Here is a 14,488-nt window from a genome sequence, read left to right as displayed (position 1 = left end):
CCGTCCTCCCCCTCACGACGGAGGACGAGAACCCACCCCCGGGCGGATACCCCGCCACGCCGCCGTCCGTAGCGTGGATGCCATCACCAGAGAGGGGTGGACCGTGCTCGAACTGAACGGCATCACCAAGAGCTACGGCGGACGCCGAGTGCTCGACGACGTCAGCTTCACCGTGGTACCCGGCCGGCTGACCGGATTCGTCGGCGGCAACGGCGCGGGCAAGACCACGACCATGCGCATCGCGCTGGGCGTTCTCGGCAAGGATGCGGGCACCGTCGCGATCGACGGCGCGGCGCTCACCGCGGCCGACCGCCGCCGGTTCGGCTACATGCCCGAGGAACGCGGCCTGTATCCGAAGATGAAGGTCGCCGAGCACATCGCATACTTGGCTCGACTGCACGGTTTCGGCAAGGCCGAGGCCACCGCCAAGGCCACGGCGCTGCTGGAACGCCTCGGCCTCGGCGAGCGCCTGGGCGATCTGGTCGAGACGCTGTCGTTGGGAAACCAGCAGCGCGCGCAGATCGCCGCCTCGCTCGTGCACGACCCCGACGTGCTGATCCTCGACGAGCCGTTCTCGGGGCTCGACCCCCTCGCCGTCGACGTCGTGGCGGCGGTCCTGCAGGAGAAGGCGGCCACGGGCGCCGCCGTGCTGTTCTCATCGCACCAGCTCGACGTCGTCGAGCGCCTGTGCGACGACCTCGTCATCATCGCCGGGGGCACGATCCGCGCCGCTGGAAGCCGCGACGCGCTCCGCGCCGAGCACGCCACGCACCGCTACGAGCTGCTGTCCGGCGGCGACGCCGGGTGGCTGCGGGAGCAGCCGGGCATCACCGTCCTCGACTTCGACGGCGGGTACGCCGTGTTCGACGCCGCCGACGACGAGGCCGCGCAGGGAGTCCTGCGGGCCGCGGTCGCCCGCGGCGACGTCGCCGGCTTCGCGCCGCAGCGTCCGACCCTCGCGGACATCTTCAAGGAGGTCATCCAGTGAGCACCGTCAACCGACCCCGGGCCGACCGGGCGCCGAGCGAACTGCAGAGCGTGTGGCTGGTGGCCGAACGCGAGATCGGCTCGAAGCTGCGCAGCAAGGCGTTCGTGATCTCGACGGCGATCCTCGTCGTCGCCGCCCTCGCCTCGGTGCTGTGGGGCGGTTTCGCCGCGCGCGACGCGGGCGGCAGCGGCATCCCGGTCGCGGTGACGAGTCAGACCCAGTCCGCGCTCTCGGGGATGGACGGCATCGACGTGACCGTCGCGGACTCCGACGACGCCGCCCGCGGCCTCGTCGAGGACGGGACGGTGGATGCCGCCCTGGTGTCGGGATCGTCGAACCCCGCGTTCGATTACACCGTCGTGGTGAAGGACGGCGTCCCGGGCACGCTGCTGCAGATGCTGAGCGAGACGCCCGAGGTGCAATCGCTCGAGCCGGGTGCCGGCGCGGCCGACGCGCTGCGGTACCTCATCGCCCTCGGGTTCGGCCTCGTGTTCCTCATCGCCGCGAGCACGTTCGGCGGCACGATCGCCCAGAGTGTCGTCGAAGAGAAGCAGACGCGGGTCGTCGAGATCCTGATCTCGGCCATCCCGGTGCGGGCTCTCCTCGCGGGAAAGGTGCTCGGCAACACGATTCTGGCGATGGCGCAGATCGTGCTGCTCGCCGCCGTCGCGGTGGTCGGTCTCGCGGTGACGGATCAGGTGGGGGTGCTCAGCGCCCTCGGCGCACCGATCGCGTGGTTCGCGATCTTCTTCCTGTTCGGATTCGTGCTGCTGGCCTCGCTGTTCGCGGCGGCGGCGGCGATGGTGTCGCGCCAGGAGGACATCGGGGCGACGACGACACCCATCACGATGCTGATCATGGCGCCGTACTTCCTGGTGATCTTCTTCAACGACAACCCCGTCGTGCTCACGATCATGTCGTACGTGCCGTTCTCGGCACCGGTGGGGATGCCGCTGCGGATGTACCTCGGCGACGCGCAGTGGTGGGAGCCCGTGCTGTCGCTGCTCGTCCTGATCGCCTCGTGCGTCGCGGCCATCGCGGTCGCCGCTCGGATCTACCAGAACTCCCTGCTGCGCATGGGGGCCCGCGTCAAGCTGGCAGAGGCGCTGCGGGGCTGATCGGCTCGGGCCCGGTCTCGAGGGGTGGATGCCACGGCTTCTGGCATCCGCCCCTCTCCCGTGTTCACGGGGGCTCACTCGGCGACGAACGCCGTCACCGATTCGGAGAGCCGCACCGGCGTCCCGTCGATCGACATGCGGGAAGCGTCGCCGAGCGCGATGCTCAGATGCTGGTCGATGCCGAACACCGCGCCGTCGTCGAACGGGCCTCCGGTGGTGCAGCCCGCGGCCCAGGGCTCGCCATCGGCGACCGTGAAGGTCACGACGCACACGCCCTCGCCGCGCTGCCGCTGAGCGAGGAAGACGCGGAAGCCGCGCATGACCGCGATGTAGCGCGTACTCGCGGGGTCGATGCCGCTGTCCTCGATGATGCTCGCCGAGATCACGTCGTCGTCGGTCTGCGGGAACGCCAGTTCGGGGTAGCGCACCGAGGGGGTCGGCGACGGCGACGGCGAGACGCCGACGAAAGCGGGGGCCGCCACGCCCGCGGCGTAGCCCGCGCCGAGCATGACGCCCGCGGCGGTCAACCCGGCGATCACCGCGAGCGCGCGGGGGCGGCGGGCCGTGGCATCCGTCACCTCGTCTGCGGTCTCATCCGGCGCGGCTGCGTCGGGCACGGCGGCGTCGGGTGGGGCGTCGGACCCGACCGAGGGTGTCGGCGCGGGGGCGCGCTGCACCCGGGCGGTGTCCTCGAGGGCGGCCAGTCGCGCCATCTCGGCCGGTGTCGCGGGAGTCCCGGTCTCGCCGTACACGCGGGCGCGCAGGTGGTTCAGCTCGACGTCATCGTCGGTCATGCCTCGACTCTAGGGGCGGCGGGCCGCGTCGGCGCCGGTGTCTTCGTGCGGCCGTCACTCCTCGAGGACGGCCAGGACGTTGCCCGCGGGATCGCGGAACCACGCGATGAGCGGGCCGCCCTCGCGCATGATCCCGCGCGAGTCGGTGGGGAAGTCCGCGTCGTCGTAGATCTTGGTCTCGACGCCCCGCTCGCGGAGGTCGTCGACCGCCGCCTCGACGTCGGCCACGGGGAAGTTCAGCACCGTGAACGACGCCGGCTGATGGTGGGGCTTGCCGTACACGAGCACCCGCCCTCCCGAGCCCAGGTGCAGGGTCAGGAAGCCGGAGCCGTCGAGCACCTCGACCCGCAGCCCGAGGGTCTTGGCGTAGAAGCGGTGGGCGGCGTCGAGGTCGTCGACCGCGAATCCGGAATAGGCGCCGTCGGGGTGGAACATCGTCGTTCTCCTTCGTTCATCGCGCCACGTAGGCCGTGACGCTCTCGGGGATGAGGGGCGGAAGTCGCTGACGGCAAGCGCGTCGAGGGCCCGACGCGGGTCACCCGACGGTCGGCGGCTCCGTCACCCCCAGGGCGTCGGCGGCCCCCACCAGGGCGAGGTGGGAAAGCGCCTGGGGGGTGTTGCCCGCCTGGCGACCGCTGCCCGGGTCGTACTCCTCGGACAGCAGTCCCACGTCGTTCGCCACGGCCGTCAGCCGCCGCATGAGGGCGACCGCGTCGGCGCGCCGACCGCTGTGCGTGTATTGCCGCACGAGCCAGAACGAGCACGCGAGGAAGGGATGTTCGTCACCGGCGAGACCGTCGACGCCGGTCGTGCGGTAGCGCAGCAGCCAGCCGTCGGGCATGAGGGTCTGCTCCATCCGTGCGACGGTGGCGAGCATGCGCGGATCGTCGTAGGCGCAGAATCCCACCTGGGGCAGGATCAGGAGCGACGCGTCGACCTCGTCGGTGTCGAAATGCTGGGTGAACCAGCCGTCCGCGTGCACACCACGGGAATCGATGTCGGCCCGGGCACGGTCGCGCAGCGCGCGCCACGTGTCGACCTCGCCGTCCAGACCGTCCCGTTCGACGGCGCGGATGCCACGGTCCAGCGCCGCCCACACCATCGCGCGCGAATGCGTGAAGAAGTGGGGGTCGCCGCGCATCTCCCAGATGCCGTTGTCGGGGCGGTCGAACCAGTCCACCAGCTGGTCGAGGAGCGCACGCTGCAGCGACCACGAGAACGTCGTCTCCTCGACACCGGCGTCTCGCGCCGCCTCGAGGGCGACCATCACCTCGCCGATGACGTCCGCCTGATACTGGTCGACCGCCCCGTTCCCGATGCGGACCGGGCGCGCGCCGTCGTACCCGGGCAGGCTCGTGATCTCCCGCTCGGGCAGGTCGCGCTCGCCCGCGATGCCGTACATGATCTGCACATCGGCGGGATCGCCGGCGATCGCCCGCAGCAACCAGGTGCGCCACCGATGCGCCGCTTCGAGGTAGCCGTGGTCGATGTAGGCGCTCAGGGTGAGAGCCGCGTCGCGCAGCCAGACGTAGCGGTAGTCCCAGTTGCGCTCTCCCCCGAACGCCTCGGGAAGCGACGTCGTCGCCGCCGCCACGATGCCCCCGGTCTCGGAGTGCGTCAGCGCGCGCAGCACGAGCAGGGAGCGCGTGACGAGATCGGCGTGCTCGCCGGCGGCTTCGACCCGTCCCGCCCATTCGGCCCACCACTCGGTGGTGCGCTTGAGGGTGGCATCCACATCGATCGCCGCGGGCGGCTGCTGCCATGACGGCCCCCAGGAGAGCACCGAATCGACGGACTCCCCCGCCACGGTCGTCCACAGGGCGCGGTGCGCGGTGTCGACGGCGATCAGGCGCGGACCGCGCAGCACGACCGAATCGGGACCGGCGACGGCGAGGATCGCGTGGTCGTGCGCGTGGCCGATCTGCCGTACCCACGGGATGGCGCGGGCGTAGTCGAACCGGAATCGCACCTCGCTGACGAAGTCCATCCCGCCCGAGATCCCGACGACACGGCGCACGAGCGCCTCGACCCCCTCGTCGATCGGCATGGCATCGTGCACCTCGGCGACCCCGGTCGCGGTCTCCCAGCGCGTGATGAGGACGAAGGTGCCATCGTCGTAGCGGCGCGTGGCCACGGCATCCGGGTCGGTCGGGCGCAGCGACCATGCCCCGTGCGACTCGTCGCCCAGCAGCGCGCCGAACATCGAGCCGCTGTCGTAGCGCGGCAGGCACAACCAGTCGACGCTCCCCTCGGCGGACACCAGGGCGGCGGAGCGGCAGTTGCTGAGGACGGCGTAGTCCTCGATCGGGGTGGTCACCCTCGTGATTGTGACAGGCGCGGCCCCACATCGCGCTAGTGGTATCCCTGCAACCGCTGCAAGCGACCACTGGAGGTCGGGGGAGAGCGCTACGGTGGCCCCATGCCGGCGGACACCACCCTCATCATCCTGGGCGCTTCGGGCGACCTCACCTCGCGGCTCCTGCTGCCCGCCCTCGGGCAGCTGCTGACGCGCGAGCCGGGCCGCTCGGTGCGTCTGCACGGCGCCGGCATGGAGGACTGGACCGACGACCACTGGCGCGAGGTGGTGCGGACCTCCTTCGCGACGACCGACTCGGAGGCGGCGTTCGCGATGGTCGCCGAGACCACCTACAGTCAGGCCGACATCACGAAGGCCGCCGACCTGCAGAAGCTCCTGGATGCCGCCGAGGGACGGCCCGCGCTGTACTTCGCGGTCCCGCCCGCCGTCGCCGAGAAGGCCTGCGTCGCCCTCGCCGACGTGACGATCCCCGCGGGAACGATCCTCGCGCTCGAAAAGCCCTTCGGCACCGACGAGGCCAGCGCCCACGCGCTGAACCTGCAGGTGGCCAAGCTCGTGCCCGAAGAGCAGGTGTTCCGCATCGACCACTTCCTCGGCCGTTCGACCGTGCTGAATCTCCTCGGCATCCGCTTCGCCAACCGCCTCATCGAGAGCGTCTGGTCGGCCGACGACATCGCCGCGATCACGGTGGACTTCCCCGAGAAGCTCGGACTCGAGGGCCGCGCCGGCTACTACGACCATGCGGGTGCGCTGGTCGACATGATCCAGAGCCACCTCCTGCAGGTCATGGCCTTCGTGACGATGGAACCGCCGTCCTCGCTCGATCAGCGCGACCTGCGGGATGCCACTTCCACGGTGCTGCGCGCCACTCACGTGTGGGACGACGATGCCGTGAAGAACTCCCGTCGCGCGCGCTACACCGCGGGCACGATCGGCGAGCGGCACTTCACCTCGTACGCCGACGAGCCCGGCGTCGACCCGGCGCGGCAGACCGAGACGCTGGCCGAGATGACCGTCGAGGTGCGCACGGCCCGCTGGCAGGGCGTCCCGATCGTGCTCCGCTCGGGCAAAGCGCTCGGTTCCGACGCGGGAGATCCCGCTGTGACCGTCACGTTCAAGCCGGTACGACACCTTCCCAGCGGCTTCACCGGCGAGGACTCTCCCTCGGTGCTGACGTTCTCGCTCGGCCCCGACACGATGAGCCTCGGCCTCAATGTCAACGGCGCCGACGACCCGCTCGAACTCGAACGCGTCACCCTCGCGGCCGACCTGGGCGAGGGCGGCCTCAAGGCGTACGGCGAAGTGCTCTCCGGCATCCTGGACGGAGACGCGATGCTCGCCGTGCGAGGTGACGCCGCCGAGCAGTGCTGGCGCATCGTCCAGCCGGTCATCGACGCGTGGCGAGCCAGTGAGGTGCCGCTCGACGAGTATCCCGCGGGGACGGCGGGGCCGGCATCCTGGGGACTGTGACGACGGGGAGGCTGACTTTCTCCGTCATACGGGAACACCGGCGGCTGCATCGGCGTTCGATGGGACGGGTCAACGACGCCCCGGCTTCGTTCTCATCCTGAGGAGTACCCATGTCCCACGTTCTCGACCGCACCGCGCAGACCGACGTCCCGATCCTCGACGTCCTGGCCGAGCGCTGGAGCACCCGCGTCTTCGACGCAGAGACCCCCATCGACGAGGAAGCGCTGCGCGCTGCGTTCGAAGCCGCCCGCTGGTCGCCGTCGGCGAACAACACGCAGCCGTGGCGTTTCCTGCTCGCTCGCCGCGGCACCGACGCGCACGCCCGCGTCGTCGACTCCCTCGTCGGCTTCAACCAGGGCTGGGCCCCGGCGGCCGGCGCCCTCGTCGTCGTGCTGGCGGAGACGGCCGACGCCGACGGCAACCCCCTGCCGTGGGCGACCTACGACGCCGGCCAGGCTGCCGCGTTCTTCACCGTCGAGGCGCACGCCCGCGGCCTGGCCACCCACACGATGGGCGGCTTCTCGGGTGACGGCCTGCGCGCGTCGTTCGACCTCGACGCTCGCTTCACCCCCGTCACGGTGATCGCCGTGGGCGCCTTCGGTGACCCGGATGCCGCCGACGAGGCCGTCCGCGCCCGCGAGAACGCCCCGCGCACGCGCCGCCCGCTCGCCGAGACGCTGCTGCTCGACGCCTGAGTCGCGCCGGCTCCCGGCATCCGTCCGCCCCTGCATCCGCGATCGCGGTGCGGGGGCGGGCACGTTTCGCCCCGGCATCACCGTCCGATGCCGGTTCTGCGCGCGGCCCGGACCGCGCGGCATCCCGCTGCTTCCTCCGCCAGATCACGCGAAGTGGCCGAGATCACCCGGTCTGGCGCGCACTGTCGGGTGATCTCGGCGAGATCACGTGATCTGGCGCACCCGCACCCGCACCGGTGCGCGGGCGTGTCGATCGACGGTCGGCGGCCTGGCGGGAGCCTGCGCTATCGCGGAACCTCGTCGCGCGGCTGTGGCGTGCCCAGACGCTCGCGCAACATCAGCGGCAGATGCGACGCGATGCGGGCAGGCTTGCCGTCGAGAAGGTTCTGCGCCTGCCCCCGCACGTAGCCCGGAACGTGCGACTCGATGCTGTCGTGCGCGGGCAGCACACGCGTCGCCTCCACCATCGCCGCCAGCGTCTCGTCGACGGCGGCGGTCGCCGCGGCATCCGTCAGCCCCCAGGAGACGCCCTCGGCCACGAGGTCGTCGCGCGTCACCTCGGGCAACTGTTCCACGCCGTTGACCCACATCGACAGACGAGTCGTGGCGTCATACGCGAGGGCGAGCGGAGCGATGTCATAGATCGGGGCGAGCGACGTCGAGCCCCCGTCGTCGTGGAGGAGCGAGAAGTTCTTGGCGTGGGCATCGGTGTTGCCCACCGCGACGTTGAAGGCCGTGTAGCGCAGGAGGCGCAGCCGGTCGTCGTTCCGCACCGAGAAGAGAGTCTCGCCCCGATCGAGCAGTCCCGCGACCGCGCCGAGGGACACACGCGGATCGTTCTGCTGGAACTTCTCGTTTCCGCCCCAGGGGATGCCGAGGGCTTGGGCAGCATCCTCCTGGTGGATGCGCTCGATCTCCGTGCCGACCCGACGGCGGTCGTACCGCTCGATAACCAGGACCCACCTCGCGCCGATCTGCTCGACCCACGAGCCCATCGTGGTCAGTCCTGCGGCGCGGGCCACGGCGAGCGCATAGGCCTCGGCCTCCACGGCGGTCCGGGAGTCGAGGCCGACGGGCTTGAGAATGTGTGTCGACGGGAGAACTCCGTTACCGCGTATCCACTCGCCGTCGACGCGGGTGAGGGTGAGTTTGCGCTGGAAGCCGGCAAGCGCGGAACCGCCGCCGCCGAGGAGGAATCCGTCCGCGCTGTCGAGGAGGCCGCTGACCTGGGCGGACGACAGTGCTTCCGGGTCGCGGTCTGCACGCGGGGCGGCTCCGCTGATGCGCAGTGCACCCGCGAGGTCTGCGCCCACTTCGGTCAGCAGCCCGACGAGGTCTCCCCGGTCGACCTTCACCTCGCGCGCCAACCGGGCGATGTGCTCTCCTTCCGGCAGCAGCGCTCCGAAGAAGGACTCGCTGAGGTCGGCGTCGTCGTCGCCGACGCGCAAGCTCGCGCTGAGAACGCGCGACCGCAGGCCCCACCGCTGCTCCGCCTCCGTGGACCACCGCAGTACGGCGCGGGAACCGTCGCGTTCCAGGTGACCGATCATCGTGCCGTACAACGAGACCGGCAGTCCGTCGACGCTCATTCCGTTTCGTTCACAGCTGGGTCCGGCGTCGCGGTGCCGCTGCGCGTGTCTGCGGGGCGCACGAGGGCGTCGTCGAACTCCGCAACGAAGTGCACCCCGAGCGCGGACAGGACCCGCAGGTAGTGCTCGTCTATCCGCTTGGCGCGGCCGACTTCGAGTTCGTGCACGTAGCGCTGGCCTACGCCGAGGGCCTGGGCGAGTCTGCGCTGCGACCAGCCCTGGGACTCTCGGATACGGCGCACGACGCGCCCGATGTCCGCCGGGGATTCGATGTGCGCGCGCATGTGACCTCCCTCGGTGATTCCCGATATGACTTCAGCCTACCACTGATACCCGATGGGGAATCACTGGCATCCTGACTCCCGATGCGACTTCATCTTGCGGCAGGCGGGACCGTCGTGCGCCCGAATCCATGTCGGCGAGGTGTGGCGCCCGCCAGATCACGCGAAGTGGCCGAGATCACCCGGTCTGGCGCGCACTGTCGGGTGATCTCGGCGAGATCACGTGATCTGGCGCCCGGGCAGCACCCCACCGCTCCAGCGCGACGATCGTCTCGCGCAAGGCCTCGCCGCGCGGGGTCAGGGCGTAAGCGCGGGTGTTGTGTTTCAGCGGGAGCCGGACGAGCATGCCGGCTTCTTCGAGCTCGCGCAGACGCACGGCGAGGATCGCCGTACCGACGCCGAGATCGCGCTGTAGATCGCCGTATCGCTGCGGGCCGTCGAGCAAGCGCTCGACGATGAGCAGCGCCCAGCGCGCACCGACGACATCGAGGGCAGCTTCGAGGCCGCTCACTCGGACGCTTCGGCGTCCGGCTTCATCCAGAACGGCGAGTAGTGGTATCCGTCCGGGTCGTCGAACTGACGCTGGTACATGAACGGATAGTCGTCGGTGTCGCCGATGCGCCCGCCGGCTGCGCCCGCACGCTCGACCAGCCCATCGACCGCCTCGCGGCTGCCGAGGTCGAACGACACCGTGATCTTGGAGGGCGTGTCGGGTCCGCCGATGAGATCGTCGGTCCCGCCGACGGCGGCGTACATCTCCCGGCTGCCGAGCATGACGTACTGCTCCGGAGCGATGGCGAAGCACGAGACGTTGTGGTCGGACATCTCGGCGTTGAGAGTCCAGCCGAGGGCGGTGTAGAAAGCGGTCGAACGCTCGACGGACTCGACCGGACAGGTGAGGAAGAGGCTCATGGCCGCGATACTTCCAAAAGTGAAGTGCGCCGTCAAGACCCGATCAGCGCTCGACCAGCACCCCGTCGGCATCGGCCCACACATGCCGGCCCGGGGCGAAGACGACACCGCCGATCGTGACGGGCACATCGACCTCGCCCACACCGTCCTTCGCGCTCTTGCGCGGGTTCGACCCCAGCGCCTTGACCCCGAGCGGGAGGGATGCCAGAGCCTCGCGGTCGCGGATCACCCCGTGCACGATGATCCCGGCCCATCCGTGCTGCACCGCAGATCCCGCGATGAGGTCGCCGACGAGCGCGGACTCGAGGGATCCCCCGCCGTCGACGACCAGGACCGCACCGTCGCCCGGAGTGGCGAGCACGCGCTTCACCAGCGCATTGTCGCGGTGGCAGCGCACGGTGCGCACGAGCCCGTCGAAGGCGACCCGACCGCCGAGGTCGAGCAGGTGCAGCGAGAGCGAGTCGAGGTCGTCGCCGCGCTCGTCGTAGAGGTCGGCCGTTGCGATCGTCATGGCGCCAGGGTAGCGAGGCGCTCCGCGACGGCACAGACGAGGGGATGCCACGCACCGGCGCGGCATCCCCTCGGCGTTCGACTACTCGACGATCTCGGCCTCGATCACGTCGTCGTCGCCGGGATCTTCGGCCTCGGCGGCCGGCCCCGCACTCGTGAGCACGAGGGACTCGCCGTCGCTCGCGACGTCGACCTTCACGAGATCGCCGTCGTGCACTCCTCCCGCGAGGATCGCCATCGCGAGGCGGTTCTGCACCTCGGACTGGATCAGGCGACGGAGGGGCCGCGCGCCGTACACCGGGTCGTAGCCGCGCTCGGCGAGCCAGGACCGCGCGTCGGGCGTGACCGCCAGCGTGAGCCGGCGCTCCCGCAGCCGCTTGTGCAGCGCGTCGACCGCGAGCTCGACGATCTGGGCGAGGTCGTCCTCGCTGAGCGCCTGGAAGATCACGATGTCGTCGAGACGGTTCACGAACTCCGGCTTGAACGCCTGCCGGACGAGCGCCTGCACCTGCTCGCGCTTGACCTCGATCGGCAGCGTCGGGTCGATGAGGATCGACGAACCGAGGTTGGACGTCAGGATCAGGATGACGTTGGTGAAGTCGACCGTGCGGCCCTGACCATCGGTCAGACGACCGTCGTCCATGACCTGCAGCAGGATGTCGAACACCTCGGGGTGAGCCTTCTCGACCTCGTCGAGGAGCACGACACTGTACGGCCGGCGACGCACGGCCTCGGTGAGCTGACCGCCCTGCTCGTAGCCGATGTATCCCGGAGGGGCACCGACGAGGCGGGCGACGGAGTGCTTCTCGCCGTACTCCGACATGTCGATGCGCACCATGGCGTGCTCGTCGTCGAAGAGGAAGTCGGCGAGCGCCTTTGCGAGCTCGGTCTTGCCGACGCCCGTGGGGCCGAGGAAGAGGAACGAGCCGACCGGGCGGTTCGGGTCGCTGATTCCCGCGCGCGAGCGGCGCACCGCGTCGGACACCGCCTTCACGGCATCCTTCTGGCCGATCAGGCGCTTGCCGAGCTCGCGCTCGAGGTGCAGGAGCTTCTCGGTCTCGCCCTGCAGCAAGCGCCCCACCGGGATGCCGGTCCACGCGGCGATGACCGCGGCGATGTCCTCGTCGGTGACCTGGTCATTGACCATGCGATCGCCCGCGGGCTCCTCGCGTTCGGCCGTCATGAGCTCCCGCTCGAGGGCCGGGATGTCGGCGTACAGCAGGCGCGATGCGCGCTCGAGGTTGCCCTCGCGCTGGGCGCGCTCGGCATCCACCCGGGCCGCGTCGAGTCGGGTCTTCAGGTCTCCGACGCGGTTGAGCGAGGCGCGCTCCTGCTCCCACCGCGCTTGCAGCTCGTCGAGCTTGGACTGCTCGGCGGCGAGGGTCTCGCGCAGGGTCGCCAAGCGCTCCTTCGAGGCGGCGTCCTTCTCTTTCTTCAGCGCGAGCTCTTCGAGCTTGAGTCGGTCGACGTGCCGGCGCAGCTCGTCGATCTCGAGCGGGGCCGAGTCGATCTCCATGCGCAGGCGCGATGCGGCTTCGTCGATGAGGTCGATCGCCTTGTCGGGCAGCTGTCGCGAGGGGATGTAGCGGTTGGACAGGGATGCCGCGGCCACGAGCGCCGCGTCGGCGATCGCGACCTTGTGGTGCGCCTCGTACCGCTCCTTGAGACCGCGGAGGATCGCGATCGTGTCTTCGACCGTCGGTTCGCCGACGTACACCTGCTGGAAACGGCGTTCGAGCGCGGCATCCTTCTCGATGAACTCGCGGTACTCGTCCAGCGTCGTCGCGCCGATGAGGCGCAGCTCACCGCGGGCCAGCATGGGCTTGAGCATGTTGGATGCCGCGACCGAACCCTCGCCGCCGCCCGCGCCCATCAGCACGTGCAGTTCGTCGATGAACGTGATGATGCGCCCGTCGGACTCGGTGATCTCTTTCAGGACGCTCTTGAGGCGTTCCTCGAACTGACCGCGGTACATCGCCCCGGCCACGAGTGCGGAGATGTCGAGGGCGACGAGCTCTTTGTTCTTGAGGCTCTCTGCGACGTCGCCCGCGACGATGCGCTGAGCGAGCCCCTCGACGACGGCGGTCTTGCCGACGCCGGGTTCGCCGATGAGGACCGGGTTGTTCTTGGTGCGGCGCGTGAGGACCTGACTGACCCGCCGGATCTCGCTGTCGCGACCGATGACGGGATCGAGCTTGCCCTGGCGGGCGCGGTCGGTGAGGTTGATGCCGAACTGCTCGAGGGCGCTGCGCGCGTCCTCCTGCCCCGGCTGCTGAGTGGCGTTCATGGTGTCTCCTGGAAATCTGTCACGCTTCAAAGTTGAGTTGCGTTGACTCAAGTTTAGCAGCCGGGTGCATTCGAGGCAATGGAGGGCGCAGGGCCGACAGGACCCCTCCCGACGACGCGAGCACCCGCGGGTCTAGGGTGAGCGCGTGAGCACGCCGCCTGCCGCCGCACCCCGCCCGGACATCCCGTGGAACCCGCCGCCCTCGGCCTCCGAACGCCGCGCGCGCGGGCGAGAGGCGCGGCAGCGCGTGCCGCGGCGCGACCTCGGGCGCCTCACCGTCGAAGGACGTGACCCGCTCGGCATCCTCGAAGCCCAGAACGCCACCCGCATCCCCGAACTGGTTCCGCTGCGGATCGAGCGGATGTCGGCAACCCCCTTCGCGTTCTACCGCGGCGCGGCGGCCGTCATGGCGGCCGACCTCGCCCGCGATCCCTCGACGCCCATCCACGTCGCATCGTGCGGAGACGCCCACGTCGCGAACTTCGGGTTCTACGCCTCACCGCAGCGCACGCTCGTCTTCGACCTCAACGACTTCGACGAAGCAGCGTGGGCGCCGTGGGAATGGGACCTGAAGCGACTGCTCACGAGCGTCGTCCTCGCCGAAGGCGAAACCGATCGCGACCCCGCGATCGTCCGCGACGCCGTCGCCTCGACGGTGCGGGCCTATGTCCGGGCCATCGCCGGACTCGTCGAACGGGACCCCATCGACCGCCACTTCGAGCACTTCAGCGCGCACGAGGCGATCGGCTCCTACGACCGCGCGTCGCGCGAAGTCCTCACGCGCGCCATCGCCGACGCCGAGCGCCGGACCGGGGCACGGGCAGTGCGTCGACTGACCGCCGAAGCGGGCTCCGGCCGCCTCACCTTCACGCATCAGCCGCCGACGATGACCCCCGTCGACGCGGAGGTCGCCGCCCGGGTCCTCGCCGTCGACGGGGCGTACCGCACCTCGGCGAACGTCGATGTGCGGATGACGCTCGAACAGTACGACCTCAGCGATGTCGCCCGCCGCGTCGTCGGGGTCGGCAGCGTCGGGACCCGGTGTTACCTCTTGCTGCTGCAGGACGGTGACGGGCACGCCTTCGTCCTCCAGGGAAAGCAGGCCGGAACGAGCGTGCTGCAGCAGTTCGGCGGCATCCGCCAGCCCGAGGCACTGACCTCGCTCGTCGCCGCCGACGGCGAGGGCGCGCGCGTGGTGGCGCTGCAGCGCGTCCTGCAGGGCGTCTCCGACCCGTTCCTCGGCCATGTGCGCGGCGTCGACGCCGACTTCTACGTGCGGCAGTTCCACGACATGAAGGGTGGGATCGAGATGGTCGAGCTCGCGGACAAGCCCTTCCGCCGCTACGCCCAGGCGTGCGCGATCACGCTCGCCCGCGCCCACGCGCAGTCCCCGCAGGCCCCCGACATCGCCGGCTACGCCGGCGCCGGGCACGCGTTGACCGAGGCTCTCGTGCCGTGGGCGTTCGCGTACGCCGATCTCGCTCGCGAGGATCACGCCGCGTTCGTCGCCGCGCACGCCTGACGCCG

General features: G+C 70.4%; 14 protein-coding genes. 5 read left to right on the top strand and 9 right to left on the bottom strand.

Annotated elements, in window-relative coordinates; all coding sequences use genetic code 11:
* The first annotated feature begins 103 nt into the window (after positions 1 to 103).
* Together LQV45_RS02280 and LQV45_RS02275 are read left to right on the top strand one after the other, a co-directional pair.
* Positions 104 to 988: an ABC transporter ATP-binding protein gene (locus tag LQV45_RS02280; RefSeq protein ID WP_230005554.1), complete on the top strand. Its 885-nt coding sequence runs from the start codon at positions 104 to 106 to the stop codon at positions 986 to 988.
* On the top strand, positions 985 to 2,106 hold the full coding sequence (locus LQV45_RS02275; RefSeq protein ID WP_230005553.1) for an ABC transporter permease: 1,122 nt from the start codon (positions 985 to 987) through the stop codon (positions 2,104 to 2,106). Before LQV45_RS02280 ends, LQV45_RS02275 begins: the two co-directional genes overlap by 4 nt.
* A 74-nt stretch (positions 2,107 to 2,180) precedes the next feature.
* Here LQV45_RS02275 and LQV45_RS02270 read toward each other — a convergent pair whose 3' ends face one another.
* From LQV45_RS02270 to LQV45_RS02260, 3 genes are all read right to left on the bottom strand, one after another.
* Positions 2,181 to 2,900: a hypothetical protein gene (locus tag LQV45_RS02270; RefSeq protein WP_230005552.1), complete on the bottom strand. Its 720-nt coding sequence runs from the start codon at positions 2,898 to 2,900 to the stop codon at positions 2,181 to 2,183.
* Positions 2,901 to 2,954: 54 nt separating this feature from the next.
* Positions 2,955 to 3,335 (bottom strand): VOC family protein, encoded by a 381-nt coding sequence (locus tag LQV45_RS02265; RefSeq protein ID WP_230005551.1) that lies wholly within the window; start codon positions 3,333 to 3,335, stop codon positions 2,955 to 2,957.
* A 100-nt stretch (positions 3,336 to 3,435) separates the two neighbouring features.
* On the bottom strand, positions 3,436 to 5,217 hold the full coding sequence (locus LQV45_RS02260) for a glycoside hydrolase family 15 protein (RefSeq protein ID WP_230005550.1): 1,782 nt from the start codon (positions 5,215 to 5,217) through the stop codon (positions 3,436 to 3,438).
* Positions 5,218 to 5,319: 102 nt separating this feature from the next.
* Here LQV45_RS02260 and LQV45_RS02255 point away from each other — a divergent pair, with 102 nt between their 5' ends.
* Positions 5,320 to 6,687: a glucose-6-phosphate dehydrogenase gene (locus LQV45_RS02255; RefSeq protein ID WP_230005549.1), complete on the top strand. Its 1,368-nt coding sequence runs from the start codon at positions 5,320 to 5,322 to the stop codon at positions 6,685 to 6,687.
* A gap of 110 nt (positions 6,688 to 6,797) precedes the next feature.
* Positions 6,798 to 7,382: a nitroreductase family protein gene (locus LQV45_RS02250; RefSeq protein ID WP_230005548.1), complete on the top strand. Its 585-nt coding sequence runs from the start codon at positions 6,798 to 6,800 to the stop codon at positions 7,380 to 7,382.
* Positions 7,383 to 7,666: 284 nt separating this feature from the next.
* Here the strand turns inward: LQV45_RS02250 and LQV45_RS02245 are convergent, their stop codons facing one another.
* The 6 genes from LQV45_RS02245 to LQV45_RS02220 form a co-directional block, all read right to left on the bottom strand.
* A complete protein-coding gene (locus LQV45_RS02245) occupies positions 7,667 to 8,971 on the bottom strand; it encodes a type II toxin-antitoxin system HipA family toxin (RefSeq protein ID WP_230005547.1) in 1,305 nt (434 codons plus the stop codon).
* Positions 8,968 to 9,255 carry a helix-turn-helix domain-containing protein gene (locus LQV45_RS02240; protein WP_230005546.1) on the bottom strand — a complete coding sequence of 96 codons (288 nt, stop codon included), beginning with the start codon at positions 9,253 to 9,255 and terminating at the stop codon, positions 8,968 to 8,970. Before LQV45_RS02240 ends, LQV45_RS02245 begins: the two co-directional genes overlap by 4 nt.
* 175 nt (positions 9,256 to 9,430) lie before the next feature.
* Complete coding sequence (locus LQV45_RS02235; protein ID WP_230005545.1) at positions 9,431 to 9,763, bottom strand: helix-turn-helix domain-containing protein; 333 nt, start codon at positions 9,761 to 9,763, stop codon at positions 9,431 to 9,433.
* Positions 9,760 to 10,164, bottom strand: coding sequence for a VOC family protein (locus LQV45_RS02230; protein WP_230005544.1), 405 nt, complete (start codon positions 10,162 to 10,164; stop codon positions 9,760 to 9,762). Before LQV45_RS02230 ends, LQV45_RS02235 begins: the two co-directional genes overlap by 4 nt.
* 43 nt (positions 10,165 to 10,207) lie before the next feature.
* Positions 10,208 to 10,675: a ribonuclease E activity regulator RraA gene (gene rraA / locus LQV45_RS02225; protein ID WP_230005543.1), complete on the bottom strand. Its 468-nt coding sequence runs from the start codon at positions 10,673 to 10,675 to the stop codon at positions 10,208 to 10,210.
* 81 nt (positions 10,676 to 10,756) lie between these two features.
* Complete coding sequence (locus tag LQV45_RS02220) at positions 10,757 to 12,961, bottom strand: ATP-dependent Clp protease ATP-binding subunit (RefSeq protein WP_230005542.1); 2,205 nt, start codon at positions 12,959 to 12,961, stop codon at positions 10,757 to 10,759.
* Between the two features lie 145 nt (positions 12,962 to 13,106).
* Here LQV45_RS02220 and LQV45_RS02215 point away from each other — a divergent pair, with 145 nt between their 5' ends.
* On the top strand, positions 13,107 to 14,483 hold the full coding sequence (locus LQV45_RS02215) for a DUF2252 domain-containing protein (RefSeq protein ID WP_230005541.1): 1,377 nt from the start codon (positions 13,107 to 13,109) through the stop codon (positions 14,481 to 14,483).
* The last annotated feature ends 5 nt before the right edge of the window (positions 14,484 to 14,488 follow it).

Source organism: Microbacterium sp. Bi128 (genome assembly GCF_918698205.1).
The sequence above is the reverse complement of the archived record's forward strand: the minus strand, read 5'-3'. Positions and strand labels throughout refer to the sequence as shown.